The organism is Arthrobacter sp. Z1-15, assembly GCF_054792395.1.
This window is the reverse complement of record NZ_CP096454.1, coordinates 1,608,856-1,631,347: the sequence shown is the minus strand read 5'-3', so window position 1 is coordinate 1,631,347 and position 22,492 is coordinate 1,608,856. Positions and strand designations below refer to the sequence as shown.

Annotated in this window: 24 protein-coding genes; 10 read left to right on the top strand and 14 right to left on the bottom strand. The window is 64.8% G+C overall.

What is annotated here, in order from left to right; genetic code table 11:
• Nucleotides 1-106 precede the first annotated feature (106 nt).
• The 3 genes from M1D40_RS07510 to hisI form a co-directional block, all read right to left on the bottom strand.
• Nucleotides 107-847 (bottom strand): Trp biosynthesis-associated membrane protein, encoded by a 741-nt coding sequence (locus M1D40_RS07510; RefSeq protein ID WP_461170724.1) that lies wholly within the window; start codon nt 845-847, stop codon nt 107-109.
• A gap of 33 nt (nt 848-880) precedes the next feature.
• On the bottom strand, nt 881-2,461 hold the full coding sequence (locus tag M1D40_RS07505; protein ID WP_341392781.1) for an anthranilate synthase component I: 1,581 nt from the start codon (nt 2,459-2,461) through the stop codon (nt 881-883).
• 76 nt (nt 2,462-2,537) lie between these two features.
• Nucleotides 2,538-2,939: a phosphoribosyl-AMP cyclohydrolase gene (hisI, locus tag M1D40_RS07500; protein WP_341392780.1), complete on the bottom strand. Its 402-nt coding sequence runs from the start codon at nt 2,937-2,939 to the stop codon at nt 2,538-2,540.
• An 89-nt stretch (nt 2,940-3,028) separates the two neighbouring features.
• Between hisI and M1D40_RS07495 the strand changes: the two genes are divergently transcribed.
• The 5 genes from M1D40_RS07495 to M1D40_RS07475 all read left to right on the top strand — a co-directional run bounded on the left by M1D40_RS07495 (nt 3,029) and on the right by M1D40_RS07475 (nt 6,719).
• Complete coding sequence (locus tag M1D40_RS07495; protein ID WP_461170723.1) at nt 3,029-3,673, top strand: TIGR03085 family metal-binding protein; 645 nt, start codon at nt 3,029-3,031, stop codon at nt 3,671-3,673.
• A gap of 203 nt (nt 3,674-3,876) precedes the next feature.
• A complete protein-coding gene (locus M1D40_RS07490; protein WP_461170722.1) occupies nt 3,877-4,260 on the top strand; it encodes a hypothetical protein in 384 nt (127 codons plus the stop codon).
• Nucleotides 4,261-4,295: 35 nt separating this feature from the next.
• A complete protein-coding gene (locus M1D40_RS07485) occupies nt 4,296-4,787 on the top strand; it encodes a hypothetical protein (RefSeq protein WP_461170721.1) in 492 nt (163 codons plus the stop codon).
• 130 nt (nt 4,788-4,917) lie between these two features.
• Nucleotides 4,918-5,910, top strand: a complete 993-nt coding sequence (locus tag M1D40_RS07480) for an alpha/beta hydrolase (RefSeq protein ID WP_461170720.1) — start codon at nt 4,918-4,920, stop codon at nt 5,908-5,910.
• Nucleotides 5,911-6,062: 152 nt separating this feature from the next.
• Nucleotides 6,063-6,719 carry a dihydrofolate reductase family protein gene (locus M1D40_RS07475; RefSeq protein ID WP_461170719.1) on the top strand — a complete coding sequence of 219 codons (657 nt, stop codon included), beginning with the start codon at nt 6,063-6,065 and terminating at the stop codon, nt 6,717-6,719.
• Nucleotides 6,720-6,812: 93 nt separating this feature from the next.
• Here the strand turns inward: M1D40_RS07475 and M1D40_RS07470 are convergent, their stop codons facing one another.
• Nucleotides 6,813-7,832, bottom strand: a complete 1,020-nt coding sequence (locus tag M1D40_RS07470) for a DUF808 domain-containing protein (protein WP_461170718.1) — start codon at nt 7,830-7,832, stop codon at nt 6,813-6,815.
• A gap of 533 nt (nt 7,833-8,365) precedes the next feature.
• On the opposite strand from M1D40_RS07470, the gene M1D40_RS07465 reads away from it, so the two are divergent.
• From M1D40_RS07465 to M1D40_RS07455, 3 genes are all read left to right on the top strand, one after another.
• Complete coding sequence (locus tag M1D40_RS07465; protein WP_461170717.1) at nt 8,366-9,880, top strand: APC family permease; 1,515 nt, start codon at nt 8,366-8,368, stop codon at nt 9,878-9,880.
• A gap of 51 nt (nt 9,881-9,931) precedes the next feature.
• Nucleotides 9,932-11,155, top strand: coding sequence for a saccharopine dehydrogenase family protein (locus M1D40_RS07460; protein ID WP_461170716.1), 1,224 nt, complete (start codon nt 9,932-9,934; stop codon nt 11,153-11,155).
• Between the two features lie 76 nt (nt 11,156-11,231).
• A complete protein-coding gene (locus M1D40_RS07455) occupies nt 11,232-11,774 on the top strand; it encodes a TetR/AcrR family transcriptional regulator (RefSeq protein ID WP_461170715.1) in 543 nt (180 codons plus the stop codon).
• 65 nt (nt 11,775-11,839) lie between these two features.
• On the opposite strand, the gene M1D40_RS07450 is transcribed toward M1D40_RS07455, so the two are convergent.
• Entirely contained in the window at nt 11,840-12,880 is a 1,041-nt protein-coding gene (locus M1D40_RS07450) for an NAD(P)-dependent alcohol dehydrogenase (protein ID WP_341392770.1), read from the bottom strand.
• A 66-nt stretch (nt 12,881-12,946) separates the two neighbouring features.
• Complete coding sequence (locus tag M1D40_RS07445) at nt 12,947-14,164, bottom strand: MFS transporter (RefSeq protein WP_461170714.1); 1,218 nt, start codon at nt 14,162-14,164, stop codon at nt 12,947-12,949.
• 243 nt (nt 14,165-14,407) lie between these two features.
• Between M1D40_RS07445 and M1D40_RS07440 the strand changes: the two genes are divergently transcribed.
• A complete protein-coding gene (locus M1D40_RS07440) occupies nt 14,408-15,490 on the top strand; it encodes a cupin domain-containing protein (RefSeq protein ID WP_461170713.1) in 1,083 nt (360 codons plus the stop codon).
• Between the two features lie 80 nt (nt 15,491-15,570).
• On the opposite strand, the gene hisF is transcribed toward M1D40_RS07440, so the two are convergent.
• The 7 genes from hisF to M1D40_RS07405 all read right to left on the bottom strand — a co-directional run bounded on the left by hisF (nt 15,571) and on the right by M1D40_RS07405 (nt 21,488).
• Complete coding sequence (gene hisF, locus M1D40_RS07435) at nt 15,571-16,341, bottom strand: imidazole glycerol phosphate synthase subunit HisF (RefSeq protein ID WP_341392767.1); 771 nt, start codon at nt 16,339-16,341, stop codon at nt 15,571-15,573.
• 12 nt (nt 16,342-16,353) lie between these two features.
• Nucleotides 16,354-17,196, bottom strand: coding sequence for an ATP phosphoribosyltransferase (hisG, locus tag M1D40_RS07430; protein WP_461170712.1), 843 nt, complete (start codon nt 17,194-17,196; stop codon nt 16,354-16,356).
• Nucleotides 17,197-17,274: 78 nt separating this feature from the next.
• Nucleotides 17,275-17,538: a phosphoribosyl-ATP diphosphatase gene (locus M1D40_RS07425; RefSeq protein WP_341392765.1), complete on the bottom strand. Its 264-nt coding sequence runs from the start codon at nt 17,536-17,538 to the stop codon at nt 17,275-17,277.
• A 117-nt stretch (nt 17,539-17,655) separates the two neighbouring features.
• Nucleotides 17,656-18,465 carry a hypothetical protein gene (locus M1D40_RS07420; protein WP_461170711.1) on the bottom strand — a complete coding sequence of 270 codons (810 nt, stop codon included), beginning with the start codon at nt 18,463-18,465 and terminating at the stop codon, nt 17,656-17,658.
• A gap of 38 nt (nt 18,466-18,503) precedes the next feature.
• Complete coding sequence (locus M1D40_RS07415) at nt 18,504-20,069, bottom strand: Tox-REase-5 domain-containing protein (protein WP_461170710.1); 1,566 nt, start codon at nt 20,067-20,069, stop codon at nt 18,504-18,506.
• Between the two features lie 83 nt (nt 20,070-20,152).
• Nucleotides 20,153-20,599: a DUF6507 family protein gene (locus M1D40_RS07410; protein ID WP_461170709.1), complete on the bottom strand. Its 447-nt coding sequence runs from the start codon at nt 20,597-20,599 to the stop codon at nt 20,153-20,155.
• Between the two features lie 127 nt (nt 20,600-20,726).
• Nucleotides 20,727-21,488 carry an SDR family NAD(P)-dependent oxidoreductase gene (locus M1D40_RS07405; RefSeq protein ID WP_461170708.1) on the bottom strand — a complete coding sequence of 254 codons (762 nt, stop codon included), beginning with the start codon at nt 21,486-21,488 and terminating at the stop codon, nt 20,727-20,729.
• A 100-nt stretch (nt 21,489-21,588) separates the two neighbouring features.
• On the opposite strand from M1D40_RS07405, the gene M1D40_RS07400 reads away from it, so the two are divergent.
• Nucleotides 21,589-21,885 (top strand): NAD(P)-binding domain-containing protein, encoded by a 297-nt coding sequence (locus M1D40_RS07400; RefSeq protein ID WP_461170707.1) that lies wholly within the window; start codon nt 21,589-21,591, stop codon nt 21,883-21,885.
• Between the two features lie 51 nt (nt 21,886-21,936).
• Here M1D40_RS07400 and M1D40_RS07395 read toward each other — a convergent pair whose 3' ends face one another.
• Nucleotides 21,937-22,458: an SRPBCC domain-containing protein gene (locus M1D40_RS07395; protein ID WP_461170706.1), complete on the bottom strand. Its 522-nt coding sequence runs from the start codon at nt 22,456-22,458 to the stop codon at nt 21,937-21,939.
• Between the last annotated feature and the right edge of the window lie 34 nt (nt 22,459-22,492).

Genomic DNA, 22,492 nt, shown 5'->3' with positions numbered 1-22,492 from the left:
CTCTAAACGAATCTGTTTCCATTCTGCCATTGACTGGCGGAAACTCTTTCACATGTTGCGCACCCGAGTCGCCTTCAGCGGCTGGTCCGCCGCTGCGGTGCGGGTATCAGCGGTAGTTCGTGGGGTCGTCCCCGCGCGTGAGCCGGTCCCAGCTGTCGATCTCATCGATCGGCTCCGGTCCCGCCTCGTCGTCCGCAGCCGCCGTGCCGGAGCCCGCGGCCGCCGGCCCATTCCCTGGTTTTGCGGTCCCGGCTTCTGCAGTGCCGGTTTCGGCGCTCCCGGTTTCGGCACTCCCGGACGTCGTGCCGCCGGCGGCAGCCGGCGTCGTCGGCGTGGCCGCAGCAGGCGCCGGCGCGTAGCGGCGTGAGGACTTCCAGCCGCGGCTGGCGACAGCCAGCCAAATGCCGGTCAGGGCGATCAGGATGCCGGACACCAGTGCGACCCACGGCAGGGCCGTGAGCGTGACGACGGTGCCGGTGGCCCCGCTGACGCCGATCGCCTGTCCAATGGCACCGGCGGCGCCCTGCACCGGATCACTGATCACGGTGTAGCTGGCGGCGGCCACGCCGACGCCGGAGACCAGCAGGATCACGCTGACAATCCAGCGGGCCACCGGCCCGGCGATGGAGGCTGCGAGGCCGGCGGTAATGGCGACGACGGCGAATGCGGTCACCGCGGTGGCGGCGTCGGATCCGGAAACGGCCAGGTCCGGGGTCTGGACGGCCGTCCGCGGCAGCTGGACGTTCAGCCAGGTGCGCGTGGTGGTGGCAAAGGCTGCGATGCCGAAGAGCACCGCCGCCATGATGACGGTTCCCTTGCGCTGCCACCTCTTCATGGGTGTGCTCACTGCGGTACTTCCTGCTCTGGTGGTGGGCTGTAATTAAAGACTGGACTGTGGCGGTGCCGGAACGGAAGGAGGAGCGGACACGGTTTCCAGGCTGCCGGCTATCAGTGCCGCGCGCAGCGGCGCCGCTGCCTTGTTCACCGTTTCCTGGGCTTCGGCTTCCAGATCCGAGTCGGCGACAATCCCGCCGCCGGCCTGGACAAACGCCTTGCCGTCGCGCAGCAGGGCCGACCGGATGGCAATGGCCATATCCATATCTCCCGCGAAGTCCAGGTACCCGACAACGCCGCCGTAGATGCCGCGGCGGTGCGGTTCCAGCTCGTCCAGCAGCCGCAGCGCGCGCGGCTTGGGCGCGCCGGAGAGGGTTCCGGCGGGAAAGGTCGCGGCAAGGACGTCGTACGCGCTGCGCTGCGGGGACAGTTCCCCGACGACGGTGGAGACCAGGTGCATGATATGGCTGAACCGCTCCACCTCCATGAACTGGGTGACATCCACGCTGCCCGGGACGCAGACCTTGGAGAGGTCGTTGCGGGCCAGGTCCACCAGCATCAGGTGTTCGGCGCGTTCCTTTTCATCCGCCAGCAGTTCCTCGGCGAGGGCGCGGTCTGCTTCCGTTCCCTTTCCCCGGGGCCGGGAGCCGGCAATCGGATGCGTGATCACTTCGCTGCCGGTGACCGTCACGAGTGCTTCCGGCGAGGAGCCGACGACGGCGAAGGGGTTGCCGCGGGAGTCCTCGAAGTTGAACAGGTACATGTACGGGCTCGGGTTGGTGTTGCGCAGCACCCGGTAGACCTCGAGCGCATCGGCCGCACACTCCATTTCAAAGCGGCGGGAGATGACCACCTGGAAGACTTCGCCGTCCACGATGGCTTCCTTGCCGCGCTGGACGGCTTTGGTGTACTCCGGCTTGGGCCAGGACTCCTTCACGCCGTCGGTAAGGGTGCTCAGGTCCACGGTGCCGCCGTGCAGCACCGACACCGGCTGCGGCGTGGGTTCGGCCAGCCGCTGCAGCATCGAATTCACCCGGGCTACGGCGTCGTGCCATGCCTCGTCCACCCGCTCGTTGGAGCCGTCGATGTTGATGGCGTTGGCCACCAGCATGACAGTTCCGTTGGAGTTGTCGTGAATGGCCATATCCGAGACCAGGTTCATGGCCAGTTCCGGCAGGTCCAGGTCATCCGCCGGCGGGTTGGGCAGCTTTTCCCAGCGCCGCACGGTTTCCCAGCCGACAAAGCCGACCAGTCCGGAGGTAAACGGCGGTACGTCGCCCGGGCGTTCGGTCTGCAGCAGTTCTATGGTGCGGGCCATCGCCTCGACGGGGTTTCCGTCCACCGGCACCCCTGCCGGCGGCTCGCCCAGCCAGTGCGTTTCGCCGTCGTGCGTGGTGAGCGTGGCGCGCGAGGAAGCGCCGATGAAGGAGTACCGGGACCACACGCCGCCCGCGGCCGCAGACTCCATGAGGAAGGTTCCCGGTGCACCCGCAGTGAGCTTGCGGTAGATCCCGATGGGCGTGTGGGCATCGGCCAGCACGCTCAGATGCACCGGCACCACGCGGTGTTCGGCTGCCAGTGCCCGGAATTCCTCGAGGCCGGGGCGGATAACTCCAAGATCCTGCATGTGTCTGGTTTCTTTCCGGGTCAGCGTGCCGGCGGGGCCGGCGGGGTGTGGGAGGCAGCACGGAGAAGGTGCGGCGCTAGTTCTCCGGGTCGGTGGCGGCCAGGACCGGGAGGTCGCGGCCTTCAAAACAGGTGTGGGTGCCGGTATGGCAGGCTGCGCCAACCTGGTCAACGCGGACCAGCAGGGCGTCGCCGTCGCAGTCCAGCGCCACCGACTTGACCCACTGAACGTGCCCGGAGGTGTCACCCTTGCGCCAGTATTCCTGCCGGGAGCGGGACCAGAAGGTCACACGTCCGGTCGTCAGGGTGCGGTGCAGGGCTTCGTCGTCCATCCAGCCGAGCATCAGCACCTCGCCGGTGTCATGCTGCTGCACGACGGCGGCCACCAGACCGGCGTCGTCGCGCTTCAGGGAGGCGCTGATCGCCGGATCGAGGCCGGGTGCGGGCGGGAATTCGGAGGAGGAGGTTAAGGAAGACATCGTATCGATTCTAGTAGGTTCGGCTGCGGTGCATTCCCTGTGCCCGTCACCCGCGCCAAAAGACGCTTAACGTGCTAGTTTCAGCAGTGATGCGATTTGTACAACCCTCCCGTGAAGTCCTGGCCGAAACGTTGCTTGCGGCCGGTCCTCAAGCACCCACTTTGTGCGAAGGCTGGCTCACCAAGGACCTGGCCGCGCACCTCTATTTGCGGGAGCACCGCCCGGCTGCGGCCCTTGGTTTTTTCCTGAAGCCCTTCGCGGCCAAGACCGACAAAATTATGCAGGAGACCGCCGACAAGGCATCCACCGCCGAGGGGTACGCCAAACTCGTCCGGGCGTTCCGCGCCGGTCCCCCGCGCCTGTCCCCCATGCATCTGAAGGCCGTGGACAACAGCGCCAACCTCGTGGAGTACTTCATCCACACCGAAGACGTGCGCCGCGCCGGTGACCGCTGGGCTCCGCGTGCCCTGGATTCCGATTACTCCGATGCCCTGTGGGCGGACCTGATCAAGCGTGCCGCCCTGCTGTACCGCGGCGTGGACCTTGGCATTGTCCTGGTGCGCCCGGACGGTCCCCGACATGTCGCCAAGCGCGCGCCCGTATCGGTGGCTATCATCGGCGAACCCGGCGAACTGCTGATGCACGCCCACGGGCGCACCAAGCAGGCCCTGGTCATGTTCGAGGGCCAGCCCGACGCCGTCGCGCTTCTGGAGAGCGCCGATATCGGGCTCTAGCCCTCCGTCTGCCTCCCTCACTTCCCCGCGGGAAAGACAGGGGTCTCGCGGGGCATGAAGCCCGCGTGTCGCCCGGGGCCTGGCCGTTCCTCGTGGAAGTATCTCTTGGACCGATGTTCCCGCTCACGCCAGCAGGAGGCTCAGTGCCGTCGCCGTCCCCGCCAGAGTCTCCAGGGAATTCCAAACCGCAGCTATCCGTCGGGATGGCTGATCGCTCCGTTGAGGATTCGCCGGCTGGCGCCGCTGACTCGCCAGCCTCCGGTCAAGAATGGAACCAGCGCTCCGGCACGGTGCTCGTCATCCTGCTGATAGCCGCCAATTTCCTCTTTCTGCTGCTGATCGCTCCTCTCCACGGCCTGGCGGCACTGGATCAGGACATCTCCGCGTTCAACGGGGAGGAAGCGGACAGCGGGTGGTTCCCCGTGTGGCCCGGCATGCTCATTGTCTGGGGTGCCGCGTGGGTCGGCTTTTTGGTCTTCGCCCTGAAGAGTCACGTCCGAAGCGCACTCATCACCTTTAATCTGATCGCCGCAGTATGGCTTCTCCCCATGGCCCTGTACCTGCTCAGCCTCATCGCCGGAGCTTAGGGACAGATCCCTCCCCTTTTGATGAAGGCACACCTGTGGAAAACAAGCGTCCTGACCCGTCAGTAATCCGGCTCTTTCCGGGCTGGGCGAATTCTCCCGTGTGGATTCCCGGTGGCCCCGTGGATCTCGATGAATCACTGCTGACTCGTGAGCTGGTTGAGGACCTGGTGGCTTGGGAAACCCGATATTACGATGCCTCCCCGCAGGACGCCCCAAACAGCGGCACCGGAAGTAATCCGGGCCCCCAGGAGCGGCAATACCTTGCTGCCGGAAAGGATCTGGCCGAACGGCTGGCTGCGGAATTGGGACACTCCTTCGCGGTTTCATTTGAATCAGGGCTTGAAGAGCACTATGTCGCCCATAGCGGCGACTCTGCCACCAACCGAGCCGCGGCACGCTTCTTCGCGAAGGAGCTTGAGGAAGCCGCGGCTGAGGAGGAAAGACTTCGAGCCGCCGGACCGTTGCACGCCTATGCACCCCTCTCGGGCGAGACCTTTGGCCCGGCTCACCGGACCCCGCAGGCGTGACCTGCCCAGACCGCCCTAACCGCCCAAAACGTTTGCAGCAGCGGTACACTTCTGACTTTTCACGGACCGGTCATGAATTTATGGAAGATCATTTCTTAGAGACACCTTTTCCCATCCCCTTGACGCGGGAATGAGCGTCAAAGATCATCAGAATAATATGACGTCACCTCAGCCGGAGTTTTTCCCGGAAACACAGCAGTCGGCGGAAGAAATCCGTTATGGAAGGCGCTACGAAAAACACATTCCGGCGCCCCTCGGAGGGGTCGTCCCGCAATCGGCTTTCAGCTGGAAGTGGCGGGACTCCGTCATTCATATCGAGCGTATTGGTCATCCGGAGGCTCCCGTTCGAATGCTGCTTGTGCACGGCGCGGGCGGCAATAGTGCGGCAATGCGACCCTATGCCGCCCACCTCTCGAAGCTGGGGGCCTGCGTAACAGTTCCCGATCTTCCCGGGTACGGCCGCACAACCACTGCCCATCCGGAACGGGTTCGATACGCAGACTGGCAGCAGCTTCTGGTCGATCTGGTCCGGCGGGACAACGACGGGAGGCCCCTTGTCCTCATGGGAGCAAGCATGGGCGGCATGCTGGCCTATGATGCCGCTGCGGCAACAGGACTCGTTTCCCGCTTGATCGTCATCTGCCTTTTGGACCCGCGCGAACCCGGCGTACGTGCCCGCCTCACATGGCATCCAGGGCTTGCCCGCTGTGCCGGACCGGCGTTGGCCATGGCCGCAGGACTGCTGGCCACCATGCGCGTTCCCCTTCGCTGGATTGCGGATATGCGCAATATCGCCAATGATCAGGGGCTTGTTGGCGAAGTCATTGCCGACAGACACGGTGGAGGCGGCCGGGTACCTCTCGGATGGATGCGCAGCTTCCTTGAATCCTCCCCGCTTGTCGAGCCGGAGCATTTCTCCACCACCCCGGTCCTGATGGTTCATCCCGGTGAGGATCGGTGGACACCCCTGGACATCAGCAAGACGTTCTTTGACCGCATTGCAGCGCCGAAGACGCTTGTTGTACTGGACGGCTGTGGCCATTTCCCCGTCGAAGAGCCTGGATTCACCCGAATGCTCGCTGCAGTCCGTGCCATCCTCGAGGAAGTGAGGCCGCCAACCTAGTTCCTTCAGCCGTCAACAGGAGGTTCCCTGGTTTATGCCGTCTTCGGAGTTTGCCGGCCCACATGGTCTTTACTGGCGGTCCGACGAGTCCAATACTTGGCATGTGCCGGGCGACTCGCGGCACCTCTTACGTCACAGTCAGGGAGCCAGCTATGGGCCGCGTCCGGGTAGACCTCAACATCTCGCTCGACGGCTTCGCCACCACAACGGACCAAACTCCGGAAAACCCGTTCGGCGACGACTGGGGACGCCTCACCGCTGCATACGCGGCCACGCGAACCTTCCGCCAGCGGGTGCTGCACGACGAAAGCGGTGAGGGAACCACCGGCGTCGATGACCGCTACGCCGCCCGTTACTTTGAAGACGTCGGTGCGGAAATTATGGGTGCAGGAATGTTCGGGCTGCATGCAAATCCGGATGCCCCTGACTGGCGGGGATGGTGGGGCGAGGAGCCGCCCTTCCACGTTCCCGTCTTTGTGTTGGCGCATGAGCAGCGGGAACCGCTCGATATGGCAGGCGGCACCACCTTCCACTTCCTCGCTGCGACGCCCGAGGAGGCTCTTGATACTGCCACTGCGGCCGCCGGCGCCCAAGACGTTCGTATAGGCGGGGGTGCGTCGACCGTGCGGGATTTCCTGCGTGCCGGCCTCGTTGACGATCTCCACGTCGGTATTGCCCCCATCATCCTCGGCCGCGGCGTGCGGCTGTGGGATGACCTTCGCGGCCTGGAGACGGACAGCCAGGTCACCGCGGAAACGGCGCCGAGCGGCACCACGCATGTGACGTTCCGGCGCGGGGTTCGGTCCTGACGCTGCCGCCCTGACTCCGGACCGAAGAGACCTGCACACATGCGAAAGGGGCGGCCCCCTTTGGCGAAGGGGCCGCCCCTTTTGGGGTGGAGGTTAGCCGGCGGGATCTGTGTCCGTTTTCTCCGGACGGTGCCCGGCGATTGCCGCCCTGGTGTCACCGGTTTCGTGCCCGTCCTTCTTCCCGAACGGCAGCACCTTCATCAGCGGGTGCAGGATCGCCATGACAACCAGCCCCCAGGCCAGTCCGACCACAGCCGAGCAGAGCGTGTTCACGAGCCAGCCAAGGAATCCCCCCACCACAGCGAGTCCTGCCACCGGATGCTCCAGTGCATGGACCAGCTCATACGGACCGTGCCAGCCGAGGTCGGACACGCCGACCAGCATGATGTGCCCGCCCACCCAGAGCATGGCGATGGTTCCCACGAAGGTGATGGCGGCCAGTACGGCCGGCATGCCCCGAACCAGCAGCCCGCCGATGCGCTGGGAGCCTGCCGAATCCTTCTTGGCCAGGTGCAGACCAATGTCGTCCATCTTGACGATCAAGCCGACGGCCCCGTAGACGAGTACGGTGATCGCAATGGCCACGACCACGAGGATGATCGCGCGGACCCAGATGGATGCATCGCCAACCTCGTTCATGGAGATGACCATGATCTCGCAGGACAGGATGAAGTCAGTGGTGATGGCACCCTTGACCACTTTGGACTCGGCGTCGGGCCCCCGCTCTACCGCCGGCGCCTCCTTGTCCTCATGGTGGCCGAAGAACTTGTGCCAGACCTTCTCCGCGCCCTCGTAGCAGAGGTACGTGCCACCCGCCATGAGAATGAACGGGATCACGACGGGAATGAAGGCGCTGATCAGCAGCAGTGCCGGCAGGATGAAGAGCAGCTTGTTCCGGAGCGAGCCCCAGAAGATGCGCTTGATCATCGGCAGTTCCCGTGAGGGGTCGGCACCGGACATGTACTGCGGTGTCACGGCGGCATCGTCAATGACGACGCCGGCGGCCTTGGCTCCTGCTTTCGCGGCTCCGGCAGCGATGTCATCCACCGAGGCGGCGGCGATGCGTGCCAGGGCGGCTACGTCGTCCAGCAGCGCGACGAGTCCGCCGCTCAACGGACTCCTCCGCACTCAAGGAGAATCTGGGCGTGGAAGCCTCGGCTGAAATATGTGAATGGCATAGTGGGATTATAGTTCCGCAGGGTTACTGTTTCCTGAACACTCCCGTCCGGCATGTCAGTAGGAGCCATCGCCCCGGGCGTCCATCCGCACGCCCCCTGGCTGGATGCGCAGCTTCCTTGAATCCTCCCCGTTGACAGAGCCCGAGTCTTTTTCCACCGCTCCGATCCTGGTAATTCACACCGGCCCCGATCAATGACTTCCCTGGAAATCAGTAAGCCCTTCCAGGAACCGCATCGCAGCTCCCAAATGGCTTGTCATCCTGAAAGCCCCATCGAGGACATCGACGAAGTGAGGCAACAGGCCTGGTTCCTTCAGTCGTTACGGTCAGAACCTGCAGAGCGAAGGACCGCTCATGACAGCTGGGACTGATTGTGACTTGACTCACCCTTTCCCCGTCTGCAACGATGATCCAGCCGACCAACCAGTTGGTCGGCTGTCATCGCTTTGCACAACCACACGGGGGTCCAATGAGCAGTTCCACGCACCGTCCGCCAGCTGCTTCCCTGCAGCCCACCGGGAAAGGTCTTGCCTCGGGCAAACTGGGGCTGTTTCCCTCAACGGTGATAGGCCTCGCCTCCACTGCTCCGCTCTATTCATTGGCCGCGACGTTGGGCTTCATCGTGATGGCAGCCGGCTCCCAGGCGCCTGCCGCGCTGATCGTCGCCTTCATTCCGATGTGCCTGACAGCCTTTGCCTACCGCGAGCTGAACACCGCCATACCGGACAGCGGCACCGCGTTCACGTGGGCGTCCAAGGCATTCGGTCCCCGGACTGGGTGGATGGCGGGGTGGGGGGTCATGGTGGCCGGTGTGATCGTCATGGCAAGCCAGACCGAAGTCGCCTCCAAGTACCTGTTGCTCCTGATCGGGGACGGGTCAATTGCCGAGAACAAGACACTGGTTACGGCCTTTGGCGCGCTGATCATCGTGGTCATGACCTGGGTCTCCTACCGAAACGTGGAGACAGGCGCGTGGACCCAGTATCTGCTCATGGGACTGCAGTACGCAGCGATCATTGCCTTTTGCTTCGGCCTGTACTTCGCCATCACCGCTGCCCCGAGTCTCGGCCTTGCCTTTTCCTGGGACTGGTTCAACCCCTTTGCCACGGACAACCCTGCGGGCTTTATCCAAGCGGTACTGATTGCCATCTTTATCTACTGGGGGTGGGACACCTGTCTGGCCCTGGCCGAGGAGACGAAGAATCCACGCACCACGCCGGGTTTTGCCGCGCTGCTGTCAACCGTGATGCTGCTGGTCACCTACATCGGCATCACGGTGCTGGCGATGTTGTTCGCGGGGGTGGGCACCGAGGGCAAGGGACTGGCCAATCCGGACGGCGCCGAGGACGTATTCTTTGCCCTGCGCACCGATGCCCTCGGATCCTGGGGATGGATGCTGGTCTTCGCCGTCGCGGTGTCAGCGCTGGCGACCTGTCAGACGACCATCCTGCCGACGGCCCGCGGCACTCTGGCGATGGGGGTGTACGGCGCCCTGCCGACGCGGTTCTCAGTCATCAACACTCTCTTCAAGACACCCAGCTATTCGACGGTATTCACCGGGGCGGCGTCACTGGTGTTCTACGTGGGGATGACCATCATCTCCGGTGACATTCTGGCCGACACCATCGAGAGCACTTCCCTCGCCGTGGCCATGTACTACGCAATCACCTCGTTCGCCTGCATCTGGTGGTTCCGCTCGAGCCTGTTCTCGTCGGCGCGCAACCTGCTGCTGCGCTTCATCCTTCCGCTGGTCGGCGGCCTGATGATGGCCGGCGTGTTCCTCTTCTCCGCCGTCAGCATGCTGGATCCGGAGTACGGCACCACCACGGTACTGGGCATCAGCGGAACCTTCGTGATGGGCGTCGGCTCCCTGGCCGCGGGCGTCGTCGTCATGGCCGTCTGGTCCCGGATGCCGGCCGCACGCGACTTCTTCGAGGGCCGTTCGCTCAACAAGGACACTCCGGTTCTCGTGCCCGAGCACTGACAGACGCACCACATTAAGCCAACCCACCAATCAATTCGAAAGCGACTCATTATGCACATTCTCATTCTCGGTGCCGGCGGCGTTGGATCCGCCGCCGCCCGCATCGCCTCCCGTCGCCGTTTCTTCGGCCGGATGACCATCGCAGACTACGATCCGTCCCGCCCCGAGGCCCTGGTGGCGGCCGTCGCCGACAGCCGCTACAGCGCAGCTCAGGTGGATGCCTCCAACGAAGAGAGCATCGTGGAGCTGATCCGCTCCACCAATGCCACCCACGTGCTAAACGCGGTGGACCCCCGGTTCGTGATGCCCATCTTCAACGCCTGCAAGGCCGCCGGTGTCACCTACGTGGACATGGCCATGAGCCTGTCCGTCCGTCATCCCGAGGAGCCCTTCACCAAGACGAACGTCATGCTCGGCGACGACCAGTTTGCCGTGGCGGAAAAGTGGGAGCAGGACGGACAGCTGGCGCTGGTGGGCATGGGCGTGGAGCCCGGTCTTTCCGATGTCCTGGCCCGCTATGCCGCTGATGAGCTCTTCACCGAAATCGATGAGCTCAGTGTCCGCGACGGGGCCAACCTGACGGTGGACGGCTATGACTTCGCGCCCTCCTTCTCTATCTGGACCACCATCGAGGAGTGCCTGAACCCGCCGGTGCTATTCGATAAGGACAAGGGCGGCTGGTTTGCCCGCGAGCCCTTCTCCGATCCCGTCACTTTCGAGTTCCCCGAAGGAATCGGCGAAGTTGAGTGCGTGAATGTCGAGCATGAGGAAGTGTCCCTGATGCCGCGGTGGATCGACGCCAAGCGGGTGGACTTCAAGTACGGTCTGGGAAACGAGTTCATCGAGGTTCTGCAAACCCTGCACAAGCTGGGCCTGGATTCCACCGAGCCGGTGACCGTGCGTGGACAGCAGGTATCTCCGCGTGACGTGGTGGCCGCATGCCTTCCCGATCCGGCCACGCTGGGTCCCCTGATGAAGGGAAAGACCTGTGCAGGCGTCCTGGTGAGCGGCACCCGCAAGGACGGTTCCAAGGGTTCGCTGTACCTTTACCACGTTGCCGACAACGAAGAGACCATGGCGCGTGACGACTCGCAGGCCGTGGTGTGGCAGACCGCCATCAACCCCGTGATTGCCCTCGAGCTGCTGGCCAGCGGAACATGGTCGGGGGCAGGCGTCCTGGGCCCGGAGGCTTTCGACGCCAAGCCGTTCCTGGACCTCCTGGCTGCCGAGGAGCCGGCAGGGTACGGTTCCGCCTGGGGTATCGTCGAGAAGTAGACCCTGAGTGCGGCGGCGCACACCATCCAAGAGGTGGGTGCGCCGCCGTTTTTATTTTCCGGAAGAGCCACACTTAATGAGCACAGACAGCAAGCAGGACCAGATTATCGACGCCTACGTGGCGCTGCTCTGCGAGCACGGCTCCCAAGAGGCAACCATTGATGCAACCGCCCGCCGCAGCGGGCTGTCCAAGGCCGGCCTGCTGCATCATTTTCCGTCGCGGCAGGCCCTCGACGACGGGCTGGTGAGTCGGCTCCAGGCCCTGATTGATGCCGACGTGGCAGCCATGGCACGTGAGCCGGAGAAGGCCGTTCACTACTATCTGTCTTCGTCGCTGGAGGAAGCATCACCGTTGGAACGCATGGTTGTGGCAGCCACCCGCCTTGCCCAGCGGGGGCATGAGGACGCAGCCCGGACCCTGCGCGTCGGGCGCGACCGTTGGTACGCCATCCTGGTGGAGGCCTTGGGCGATCCGGCGCTGGCCAAACTGGCACTGCTGGCCGGAGACGGCTTGAGCTACCACTTGGACATCACGCGCGGGGCCGGCGACGGGTTTGTCACCAACGGCACCGTCGAGGAACTGGTGGCGCTGCTGCAGAACCGCCGGTCCGCCGGGTAGGGCACCTTGAAGCGCCAAGGGCGCCGCACCCGTCCGGGTGCGGCGCCCTATTCTGTGGTCAGGGACTAGATCGTTGCGGCGTCGATGACAAACCGGTAGCGGACGTCGGACTTCAGCACACGCTCGTAGGCGGTGTTGATGTCCTCGGCGCTGATCAGTTCGATCTCGGGAGCAATGTTGTGCTCGGCGCAGAAGTCCAGCATTTCCTGCGTTTCGCGGATGCCGCCGATGTTCGAGGCGGCGTAGGAACGGCGCTTGCCCATCAGGGTGAAGACGGAGATCGGCAGGGCCTCCGGCGGGGCACCCACGCTGACCATGGTGCCGTCCAGTCGCAGCAGTGACAGGTACTGCTGCAGGTCGATCGGAGCGCTGACCGTATTGATGATCAGGTCAAAGGTGTTGGACAGCTTCTCGAAGGTGCTCTCGTCGCTGGTCGCAAAGTAGTCCTTGGCGCCGAAGCGCAGCCCGTCCTCCTGCTTGCTCAGCGTCTGCGACAGGACGGTGACGTCGGCGCCCATGGCGACGGCGATCTTCACGGCCATGTGGCCGAGGCCGCCCATGCCGACGACGGCAACCTTCTTGCCCGGCCCTGCGTTCCAATGCACGAGGGGCGAGTACGTGGTGATGCCGGCGCAGAGCAGCGGTGCCGCAGCTTCGTACGGAATGCTCTCCGGCACGCTGAGGACAAAGTCATCATTGACCACCACGGAGGTGGCGTAACCGCCCTGGGTGATGCTGCCATCCACGTCCTTGCTGGCGTAGGTGCCGATGTTGCCGTTGAGGCAGTAATTCTCCATGCCGGCCTGGCAGTTCTCGCACTCGCGGCAGGAGTTGACCAGGCAACCCACGCCAACGCGGTCGCCGACCTTGTGCTTGGTGACCTCGGATCCAACCTCGGCCACGGTGCCGACGATTTCATGCCCAACCACCTGCGGGTAGGCGATGGGTCCCCACTCGCCGCGGACAGTGTGGATGTCCGAGTGGCAGACTCCGGCGTAGGCGATGTCGATGAGGACATCATGAGCGCCGACGTCGCGGCGTTCAATCGTGGTGGGAACCAGCGGGTCGGTGGCAGAGGTGGCGGCGTAAGCGCGTGCGGTGGTCATATTTCTCCATGCTGTGGGGGAACAGTGCCAAAGGGCACTTTAAGCACAAGTCTGCTCCGGCGTCGTTTATTTCCTCGGGGAGCGGACGACGGCGCCGGGCCGCTTCTGTTTCGAGCCCAGCCGTCGGTGGGCGAGGCCGATTACGCCGCAGATCAGGTACGCCGCGCCGATGCACACCCAGCCGGTGAGGAAACCGCCGGAATACTGGAGCAGCAGGCCCATGGCCAGCGGTCCCAGCGCAAACCCGGAATACATGCCGAGGGACACGGCCCCGGATGCCGCGCCCACCCGCTCCTTCGGCACCTCCCGGAGCACGCCGGCCATCACCACCACGTTCACGCCCAGCACTGACGCGCCGTGGAAAATGACACCGGCCCACAGCAGCCCCGGAGCGCCGGTCTGCCCGGCGGCGAGAAGCAGGGCCGCGCCGCAGACGGCGCCGGCGGCCAGGATCAGCAGCAGCGTGGAGGCCCGGATGCCGTCTGCCATTCGCCGCCCCCAGAGCACCCGGGAGACGACCCCGACGACGCCGGCCACGGCCGCGGTGACGCCGCCCATCAGCAGCGAGAAGCCGATCTCCCGCTGGGCAAACAGGGGCAGGTAAACATTGGTGGCCTGCATTCCGGCGCCGGAGAACAGGGCGAAGGCGGCCAGCAGCCAGACCGAGGCGGGGAATTTCCGGTCCGCCGGCCGCTGCGCGGACGCAGGCGCGGACAGCCCCCGCGGTTCAGCGGGCACACGGTGCCAGGCGTAGGCCAGCAACAGGCCCAGGACCAGGGCCGCGCCCACTGCGGCCCCGCGCCACCCTGCGAGGAGGGCTGCGGCGGGGAAAAAGAGGCTGGAAAACAGCTGGCTGGCCTGCACGCCGGACTGCTTGATTCCCATCCAACCCGGCCGCTTTCCCGGCTCCACTGCGTGGATGATGATCCGGTTGGTGGTGGGGTTGGAGATGGCCTGGGCCGGGCCTGAGAGCAGGACGGCGGCCAGCAGCCACAGGTAGTTTCCGGAGACCGCTGTGCAGCACAGTGCCAGGGCCGTGCCGCCGAAGATGATCAGCAGCTGGGACCGGGCACTGATGCGGTCGCTGAGCCGGCCCAGCCACATGGAGCAGACAGCGGCTCCGGCGAAACAGGTGGCGGCCAGCAGCCCGAACTGCGCTTCGCTGATGCCCAGGTCCGCCATGATCAGCGTGCTGGTGGCGGAAAGCCCGTAGTTCATGACCGGGCCGGCGCCCATGGCGCAGACCAGGACAAAGAGCAGGCCGGGGCCGGCGGTGGAGCGCACGCTTATTTCCCTTCGTGGAGTGACAGGAACCATTGTGGCCTGTGTCCGCGGAAGTTAGCGATTGAGTCCGCAGGAAAAGCAAGGCATCCGGCCCGACGCAGTGAGCCGCAAGCTGCGGAGGGAACGCCTATAATTAGTAGGACCGGTTGTGTATTTGTCGGACCCTCCGGTTCCCGATATTTTCCTCTTTGTCCCACCTTGGTGATGTAAGTGACCCGCGTGCGTACTGATTCTGCCCGCCCAATGTCCGAAGCATCCGCCCGCCGACCTTCACCCCCGTCCTCGCGCGGCATGCTCATTGGCTGGGACCCCGAGACCTACCGGCAAACGCTGGAACGGATTGCCGGAGACCGGCCGGTTGCTGTACCCCATCAGGAAGCCGAAACCGGCTCTCCGTTTCCCTTCCGCCTCAAAATCCTGGACGCCGATGTTCCGCCCCCCATGATGCTGCACCCGCATGGGGAGCAGGCTCTGACGGGTTTCGTACGGGAGCAGGCCCGGGGCGTGCCCTTAGGCGCCGGAAACCGTAACTACAAGGACCGCCACCCGAAGTGCGAGGTCGCCGTAGCCCTCACGCCCTTGCGCGTGCTGGCCGGCGAACGGACCACGGAAGAACTTCAGGCCATCGCTTCCGGGCTGGAACTGCCCTGGCTGCGTTCCTACCTTTCCTTCCACCATGAGACCGCCATCCACTCCGTGCTGCGCATGACGCCTGGCGAAAACACAGCTGCACTGCGGGAAACAGCTGAGGCCGTGGAGCGCGTAAGGGACGGGGAAGGACCCGCCGCCGAAGCAGCCGCCGTAGTCCGCCGGCTGCAGCAGATTTTCCCCCACGACCGGGGCGTCCTGCTGGCCGTCTGCATGAAGCTGATCCGGCTGGATCCCGGGCAGGTAGCCGTGATCCCTCCCGGGTGCCTGCATACCTATCTGTCCGGCCAGGCAGTGCTGGTTATGGGCAACTCCGATAATGCGCTGCAAGCCGGCTTGACCAAGGAGCACGTGGACCTCTGCGAACTGCAGCTTCTGACGGGCGGCGGACAGTCGCAGCCTTCTCCCCTGCCCGTGCTCGATGTCGGCAACGGCGAGCAGCGCATTCCGCTCTGGAGCGACGATCTGGACCTGCGGCGGGTAGTCGTAGGCGATGATCCGACGCCAGTCCGTGTGGGACCGTTCAGTGTAATACTGGCCGCGATGGAACCCGCCGGCATCACTGTGGATGAGGTTACGGCCGAGGTGGAGCCCGGGGCCAAGATCCTGTACGCCGGCGATTCTGCGACGGCCACCGTCACCGGGCCGTCGCAGATCTTCGTCGCCTCAACGCAATAGCTGCTTTTCGCGGCGGCTGCACACGCGGTCTTGGAAACCGCGCGCAGCGTTTCCGGCAACCGCTAGCGGACCGGGAACCCCTAGCGGACCGGGAACCCGGCGTCGCGGATGGCCTGCTTGACCTGCTGGATTGCGTCGTCGGGCCCGAAGTGGAACACCGAGGCGGCCAGGACGGCGTCTGCCCCGGCAATCACAGCGGCCGGGAAATGCTCCGGCTTGCCCGCTCCCCCGGAGGCAATCAGCGGCACGTCCACGGCAGCGCGGACGGCCTTGATCATCTCGATGTCGAAACCCTCGCGGGTGCCGTCAGCGTCGATCGAGTTCAGCAGAATTTCCCCCACGCCGCGGTCAGCTGCTTCGCGGGCCCAGGCGACAGCGTCGATCCCGGTCCCCCGGCGGCCGCCGTGCGTGGTGATTTCAAAGCCCGACGGCGTGGCGCCGTCGTGCGTGCGCCGTGCGTCCACGGAGAGCACCAGCACCTGGGAACCGAAGTGCCGGGTGATCTCATTGATGACGTCCGGTCGTGCGACGGCGGCCGAGTTGATGGAGGCCTTGTCCGCGCCGGAGCGCAGCAGCCGGTCAACGTCGGCAATGCCGCGCACTCCGCCGCCGACCGTCAGCGGAATAAAGACTTCCTCCGCGGTCCGGGAGACGACGTCGAACACGTTGTCCCGCTCCCCCGAGGACGCCGTGACGTCCAGGAAGGTCAGTTCGTCGGCACCGGCACGGTCATAGCGGTGCGCCAGCTCCACAGGGTCTCCGGCGTCGCGCAGGCCCTCGAAGTTAATGCCCTTGACCACGCGGCCGGCGTCAACGTCCAGGCAGGGAATAACACGGATGGCAACACTCACGGTGTTCCTCCCCTAGATCCGGCAGGCGTGGATGGTGCTCACGAGAATGGCGCGGGCGCCGAGGTCGTAGAGCTCGTCCATGATCCGGTTCGTGTCCGACTTCTTGATCATGGAGCGCACCGCCACCCAGCCGCTGTCCTGCAGGGGCGATACGGTGGGCGATTCCAGGCCCGGCGTCAGCGCAGCTGCCGCGTCCACGAGTTCGCGGCGCACGTCGTAGTCCATCATTACGTACTGGTGCGCCACCTGGACGCCGCGCAGGCGGCGGATCAGGACGTCGACGCCGGCGGGGCTGGCTCCGCGGCGGCCGATCAGGATGGCCTCCGACTTCAGGATGGGTTCGCCGAAGATCTCCATGCCGGCGGCGCGCAGGGTGGTTCCGGTTTCGACGACGTCGGCAATCGCGTCCGCGACACCGAGGCGCACAGAGGACTCAACGGCGCCGTCGAGCCTCACCACCGAAGCGTTGATTCCGCGCTCCCCCAGGTAGTTCCGCAGCAGGCCGTCGTAGCTGGTGGCCAGGCGCTTGCCTTCGAGCTGGTCGACCGAGGTGAAGTCGCCTGCCGGTCCGGCGAAGCGGAAGGTGGACTTGGCGAAGCCCAGGTTCATCAGTTCTTCGGCGTCCACCTCGGCGTCCAGGAACAGGTCGCGGCCGGTGATGCCGACGTCGAGCGTTCCGGCGCCGACGTACACGGCGATGTCTCGGGGGCGGAGGAAGAAGAATTCAATGTCGTTGTCCGGATCAACCAGGACCAGTTCGCGGCTGTCGCGTCGCTGGCGGTAGCCCGCTTCGGAGAGCATGGCGGAGGCGGATTCGGAGAGGGATCCCTTGTTGGGGACGGCTACACGGAGCATGGGAGGCATCTTTCGCTGGAAGTCACTGTTTGTGGGGTGAGGTTTGCCGGCGGGGCCACGCACTGGTTCAGCGCGTGGCTAGAGATGCTTGTAAACGTCCTCGAGCGTCATGCCCTTGGCGAGCATGAGTACCTGCAGGTGGTAGAGCAGCTGGGAGATCTCCTCGGCACATTCGGCTTCGGATTCGTATTCGGCGGCCATCCAGACTTCGGCGGCTTCTTCGACAATCTTCTTGCCGATGCCGTGAACGCCCGATTCCAGTTCAGCTACCGTGCGTGAACCGGCGGGGCGGTTCTGCGCTTTCTCACTCAGCTCTGCAAAGAGGTCTTCGAAGGTTTTCACAGGTCAAGGCTACGCTGTGACGCGGCTCGGAACGGAATCGGGGGTCGGGGTGTGACTCGCGGCGGCATGTCGGCTTTGTCGTTCAGGAGTTAATAAGGAAGTGAACCGGGTGCCCGGTTAGCGGGCATCCCAGCGGACTTGCTCGTCCAGCCTGAACAACTCCTCGGGATATTGGCCGGGAAACTCAGGGGGGTCCTGGAACTTGGGTATCTGAAGTACCTGTCCGGCCCCTGCCTTGGCCAGGTCCCGCGAGAGGGCAGCAAAGCCATCGAGGGTCCAGTTTCTTGCTGCGTAAAGCATGCCGTCGCCAAAGGGAATTTGAACCGCAGATGCAACCGGCGGCACGGGGTCAAAGGCCTTGTTGGAGACCCACGACAGATATCCCGCATAAGTACCGAGGCTGTAGTCCGTGCTGTTGGTCAGGCCGGTCTTCAAGAGGGCGTACTCCGGCTGCCAGATCCGGACCAGCTCCAGAAACCAGCGGGCCGCCTCCGCGGGGGTGCCCAGCGGGAAGCCGGATTCAAACTGCACTGACACTTTGTTGGTCAGTCCCAGGGACGTTCCCGCAACCACGCTCAGCATTGCGTCCGACTGCAGATCAGGGGCGGAAGGATCAGGCAAAAGCAAAGCAACGAGCCGGGTCCTGCCGTTCTCGTGGTGCGCACCATCCTCGTCCTGGTCAGTCTTCCCGGCCGCGTAAACGGCGAGTTCCTCAAGGTTGCCGGGTAAGCGGATTCGGCTCTCAAGATTGTCCCCGCCCAGGCTGTAGAAGCCGGCAGAGTCATTCGAGTACCGGTCTGCCAGGACCGACATGGTCTGCAGGAGCCTCGCCGCAATCTCCCCGGACGTCTCACCGCGTCCTTTCCATGCCATGTAGAGGGTTACCTGCCCATGCTCGGGGCTGAACACCTCGGATGCCGTGGTCATCTCTTCCGACTTGCCCACTTCGTCTCTTTTCCCTGTCGTCACGGATGCGGTTCCCAAATGACCTTGACCATGCCCCTGAGCTCCTCGTCCAAATCAATCTGCTGCTGCAGTCTCTGCGCCGCCAGTTCATCGGCAACGTACCATTCAAGCGTTGCATGCGGGTTGTCTGCCAGGGCATCAACCTGGGTCTGCATCTGACCGATGATCCATTTCTCCTGGACTATCCAATCCAGTTTGGTACGCGCCGGAACACGCCCTGACTCTTTGTCCTCTTTGGCAATAAAGTTGTCCATGAAGGCATACCGGCCTTTAGCCTCAAGGAAAACTTCTTTCGGCGGCGGGCCGGGGCTCCAGTAATGGCCGTCGAATTCCACCCTGTTACGGAAAGCGTTCTCGGACGGCAGCACATACTCAGTGGCAAGGCCAGCACCGGGCGGCTTCACTCCCGTTATGTACTCCTGGTACGCGGCGCCCTGCTCCCTCCGCTTGATGTTTTCCCAGACACCGTTTCCGTAGTCGTTATCGCCCGGTACCGGGGGCTGGTCCGGGTCGCGGCCGACTCCCGACGGGTTTCTCTGGTCGGGCGGTCCCGCGGGGAACGGCGGGGGCTGCTCCGGTTCCGCTCCGTACAGACTTTGCAGATGGTCCAGCAGACCCGGTTGCGCTTCCCTAACGGAGTGGATTCCCGGCGGTGTGCCTGTTCGAAGCCACGCTGCGCCCTTCGCCGCCAGGCCTCCGGGAATCAGGACGGTCCCCAGATCAAATGACAAGCGGCCGAGCGCCCGCAGGGGGTCGGTCTTGAACAGTTCCGTGTGGACCATTTCACGGAGCAGCCGTTCCCGGTTCGCATTTGCCCGCGGTCCGCCGGTCACGGCACCCAGGAAAAAGGCACTGCCCTGCAGCAGGTCAAGCTGGGCCTCGACACCGTGGCCGCCCGCGAGGACGACGGCGTCGTCGGCGATCCCCCGGACCTGGTCCTGGACCCCCTTTTGGATGTGGCTGCTGCCGTTGTCCCGTTCCACCTTCCAGCCCCACGGCAGGTCACCGGGTTTAGCGCCGTCGAGCTGCCGCCGGGTGAGACCGCGATCCGTCTCCGGGATGATCCCGCTGCCGCGTCCCATGGCATGCATCAGGCCCAGCCTGTCTCCGGGAGTGCGCTGCTCCGGAATGGGAGCACACACGCTGCCGCCCATTTCGATGCTTCCCAACGCTCTGGCGCAGGCCCGCTGGGCCGCATCCTGGTCTGCTGCGAGGGCGTTCATCCGCGACACGAGAAAGTTCTGCCGCTCCACCAGCTCATCGTCATCGTCCCACTCGTGGGTTGCCTGCCCGGCGGTTTCGGAGAGGAAGGACTCCGCTCCGGGTACCACTTCGGAGTTGAAGCGCCGCCGGATGTCCTCCGCCGCCTCCGCGAAGCCCTTCATCGCACTGGAGGCCTCTGCGACAGCGGTCAACAAGTCACTGCCGCGGATTCTGACGGGCGCGAAGGCCCCAAATACCTGTTCCTGCCCCGGTGCCGAGTAAACGCCTGAGCCCTGCAGCCCCTCCCAGGTGCCGGCCGTTGAGGACGCAATTGATTCGATGTCCTCAGCTGCCGTCTTCATCAGTTCTGCCTGCGCCTGCAGTGCGCCGCTGTCCGGAAGAAGCTGACGAAAACCGTCCAGGTTTAGGGGTGTTCCGGCGCCCATCACCGGACCGGTTCTGACCGGTTGCGGTGCGCCTGCTCGCTGTCACCCTGGGCATAGGGATCGTCGTCGGCTGCACGTTGCGCGGCACGGGCAGCGCAGTGGCGGGCGGTGTCACTCATTTCAGTGTCTGCAGCGGACAGGATACCCAGCACTTCGGCGACGGCGGTAAGGGCGTTTCCGGTGCGCCCGGTGATGTCGGCCAACCCGCGGTGCACAATGTTGTCGCCGAAAACGGCCAGTTTTTCCGCAATAACGACGGACTTGGATTCTTCCGCCAGCATTGCCAGGTTCTGGACCATCGCCGAAGCTGCAGGCGAGTAGCCGGCAGTTTCGGCATCAACGTCCAGCAGCACGGCAGCCACGGCGCCAGGGTCGACATCAAACGTACCGATCGCTCCGACGGCGACGGTCCCGGACGGTAAGGGATCGTCTGCGCGCGTGGTCATGTCGAATTTCATGGCTGCCCCTTTGGACGACGTCGCATCTGCCGTTCATTCAACAGAGCCAACGGCCAGGGGTCTACGGGGACCGCCGAACTGTGGATAACCTATCCGCTGCCCAAAACCGCGGTGCTCAACCTTTCGCGCCGGGGGGACCGGGCGTGGATCCGGGCAGGACGCCGGTGTATGCGGCGAGGGACGCCAGCAGCTCCTCTTGAAACGCCTCGTCCTGCACCGCGGGATGCGGAGCCCGGGGCTGCCGGTGAAACCAGTACCGGCCGCTCTTCAAGGCAACGGGATCGTCAGTCGTGGCAAGCCAGGCCTGGGTGACGTCGGCCAGACTCAGGTCATCGGGTGCGGATGAACCGCCCATCCTCGTGGGCACCCATCCCGGATCCACGGCGTGCGACAAGACGTCCGGCCACATCCTGGCCACCGCGGTCATGAGCGTTGTCACGAACAGCTTCGAGTCAGAGTAGGAGCGCGCCGCCCGGTTGCCGCTCCAGTCAATGCCGGTCAGATCGGGCCGCCCGCTGTGGTGCATGCCGCTGCTGAGGTAGATCAGACGTCCCGGGCGCTCCATTTGGGCGGTGAGTACATACGGGGCCACCACGTTGACCGGAAGGACGGACGAGCCGTTCATGGTCCCGGCGTTGTGGATCACGGCGTCGAACCGCCCCAGTCTGTTCGCCTGCTCCGCCAGCTCCCGAACCTCGGGCAGACGGCTCAGGTCGCCGACGACCTCCCCGGCACCTCGCTCAATCAGGTCTTGAACGGCGCTCAGCCGGGCCGGCGTGCGGGCGTGGACAACGACGTCGTGCCCCTGCTCCAGGAGCCTTTTGGCAGTTGCCCGCCCGATGCCGTCGGTTGACCCGGTGACCAGTACACGTGTCACGATGCGCTCCTCCGCTTTCCGTCCTTGCCAGGGCTGGATGGCTGGCCCCAAGGTGAAGGGGCCGCTGGGCCGGACGTGATTGTTTATGATCCGCAGGCGCGTGCCGCCACCAGTGTCCCGCCCCAGCCGCGGCTACGGGAGAGTAGGGCGCCCCGTACCCGCTTCCAAACACGTAGGCTGGCGTCCTGCACGGGACGATCAAGGAGGCGCGCTCAGGACCACCATCGGTATTCTCGGCGCCGGGCAGGCGGGAAGCACCCTGGCGCGTGCCGCAATCGCGGCTGGTTACGGCGTCGTCATCGCCAATTCCCGCGGGCCGGAGACATTGGAGGGTCTGATCGGGCAGAGCCGCGAGGAACTGATTCGCAACCTGCAGCTGGCACAGCGGGCCCACTGACTGACAGGCGGACGTGGCCGGAGAGCTCCGCACCGGCCAGGGCACATGCAGCTACAGGGCGTGCGCTGCCGGCGAGACGGCCGGAACAGCCGGCTCTTCGGCGGCACCGCCGTAAAGCGTCTCAAAGGTGGAGTGCAGCGGCCAAAACTGCGACGACGGCAGCGGCGCCCCGCTCAAAGCAGCCTCAAGATACGTCAGATGCGTGATCCAGCCGGGTGCATAGGAATTCATCAGGTCGCCCAGATCGTAGTGGGCAAAGTCCATGCCAGTTCCCGCACCTTCGGAGCCGAACATGACGGTGATTCGGGAATCCGGCTCATCCGGAAATTCCCAGGTCATGCTCAGCCCGCGCTGCGAATCCGCCTCGGTAACGATGCTGCGGGAGGTGCACCCCTCGCCGTGGTCGACGACCAGGGTTCCGCCCACTGTGATGTCCCATTCGAGGGGCCGGCCCAACCAGCGGGACAGGATTTCCGGGTCCTTAAACCCGGCCCAGACGGACTCCACCGGAACGGGGAATGACCAGGAGATGGCGAGGACGTCGTTGTCGGTCGAAACTGAATTCAGCGGCATGGGCCGAACCTAGTAATCATCGAGCGCAGGGTCA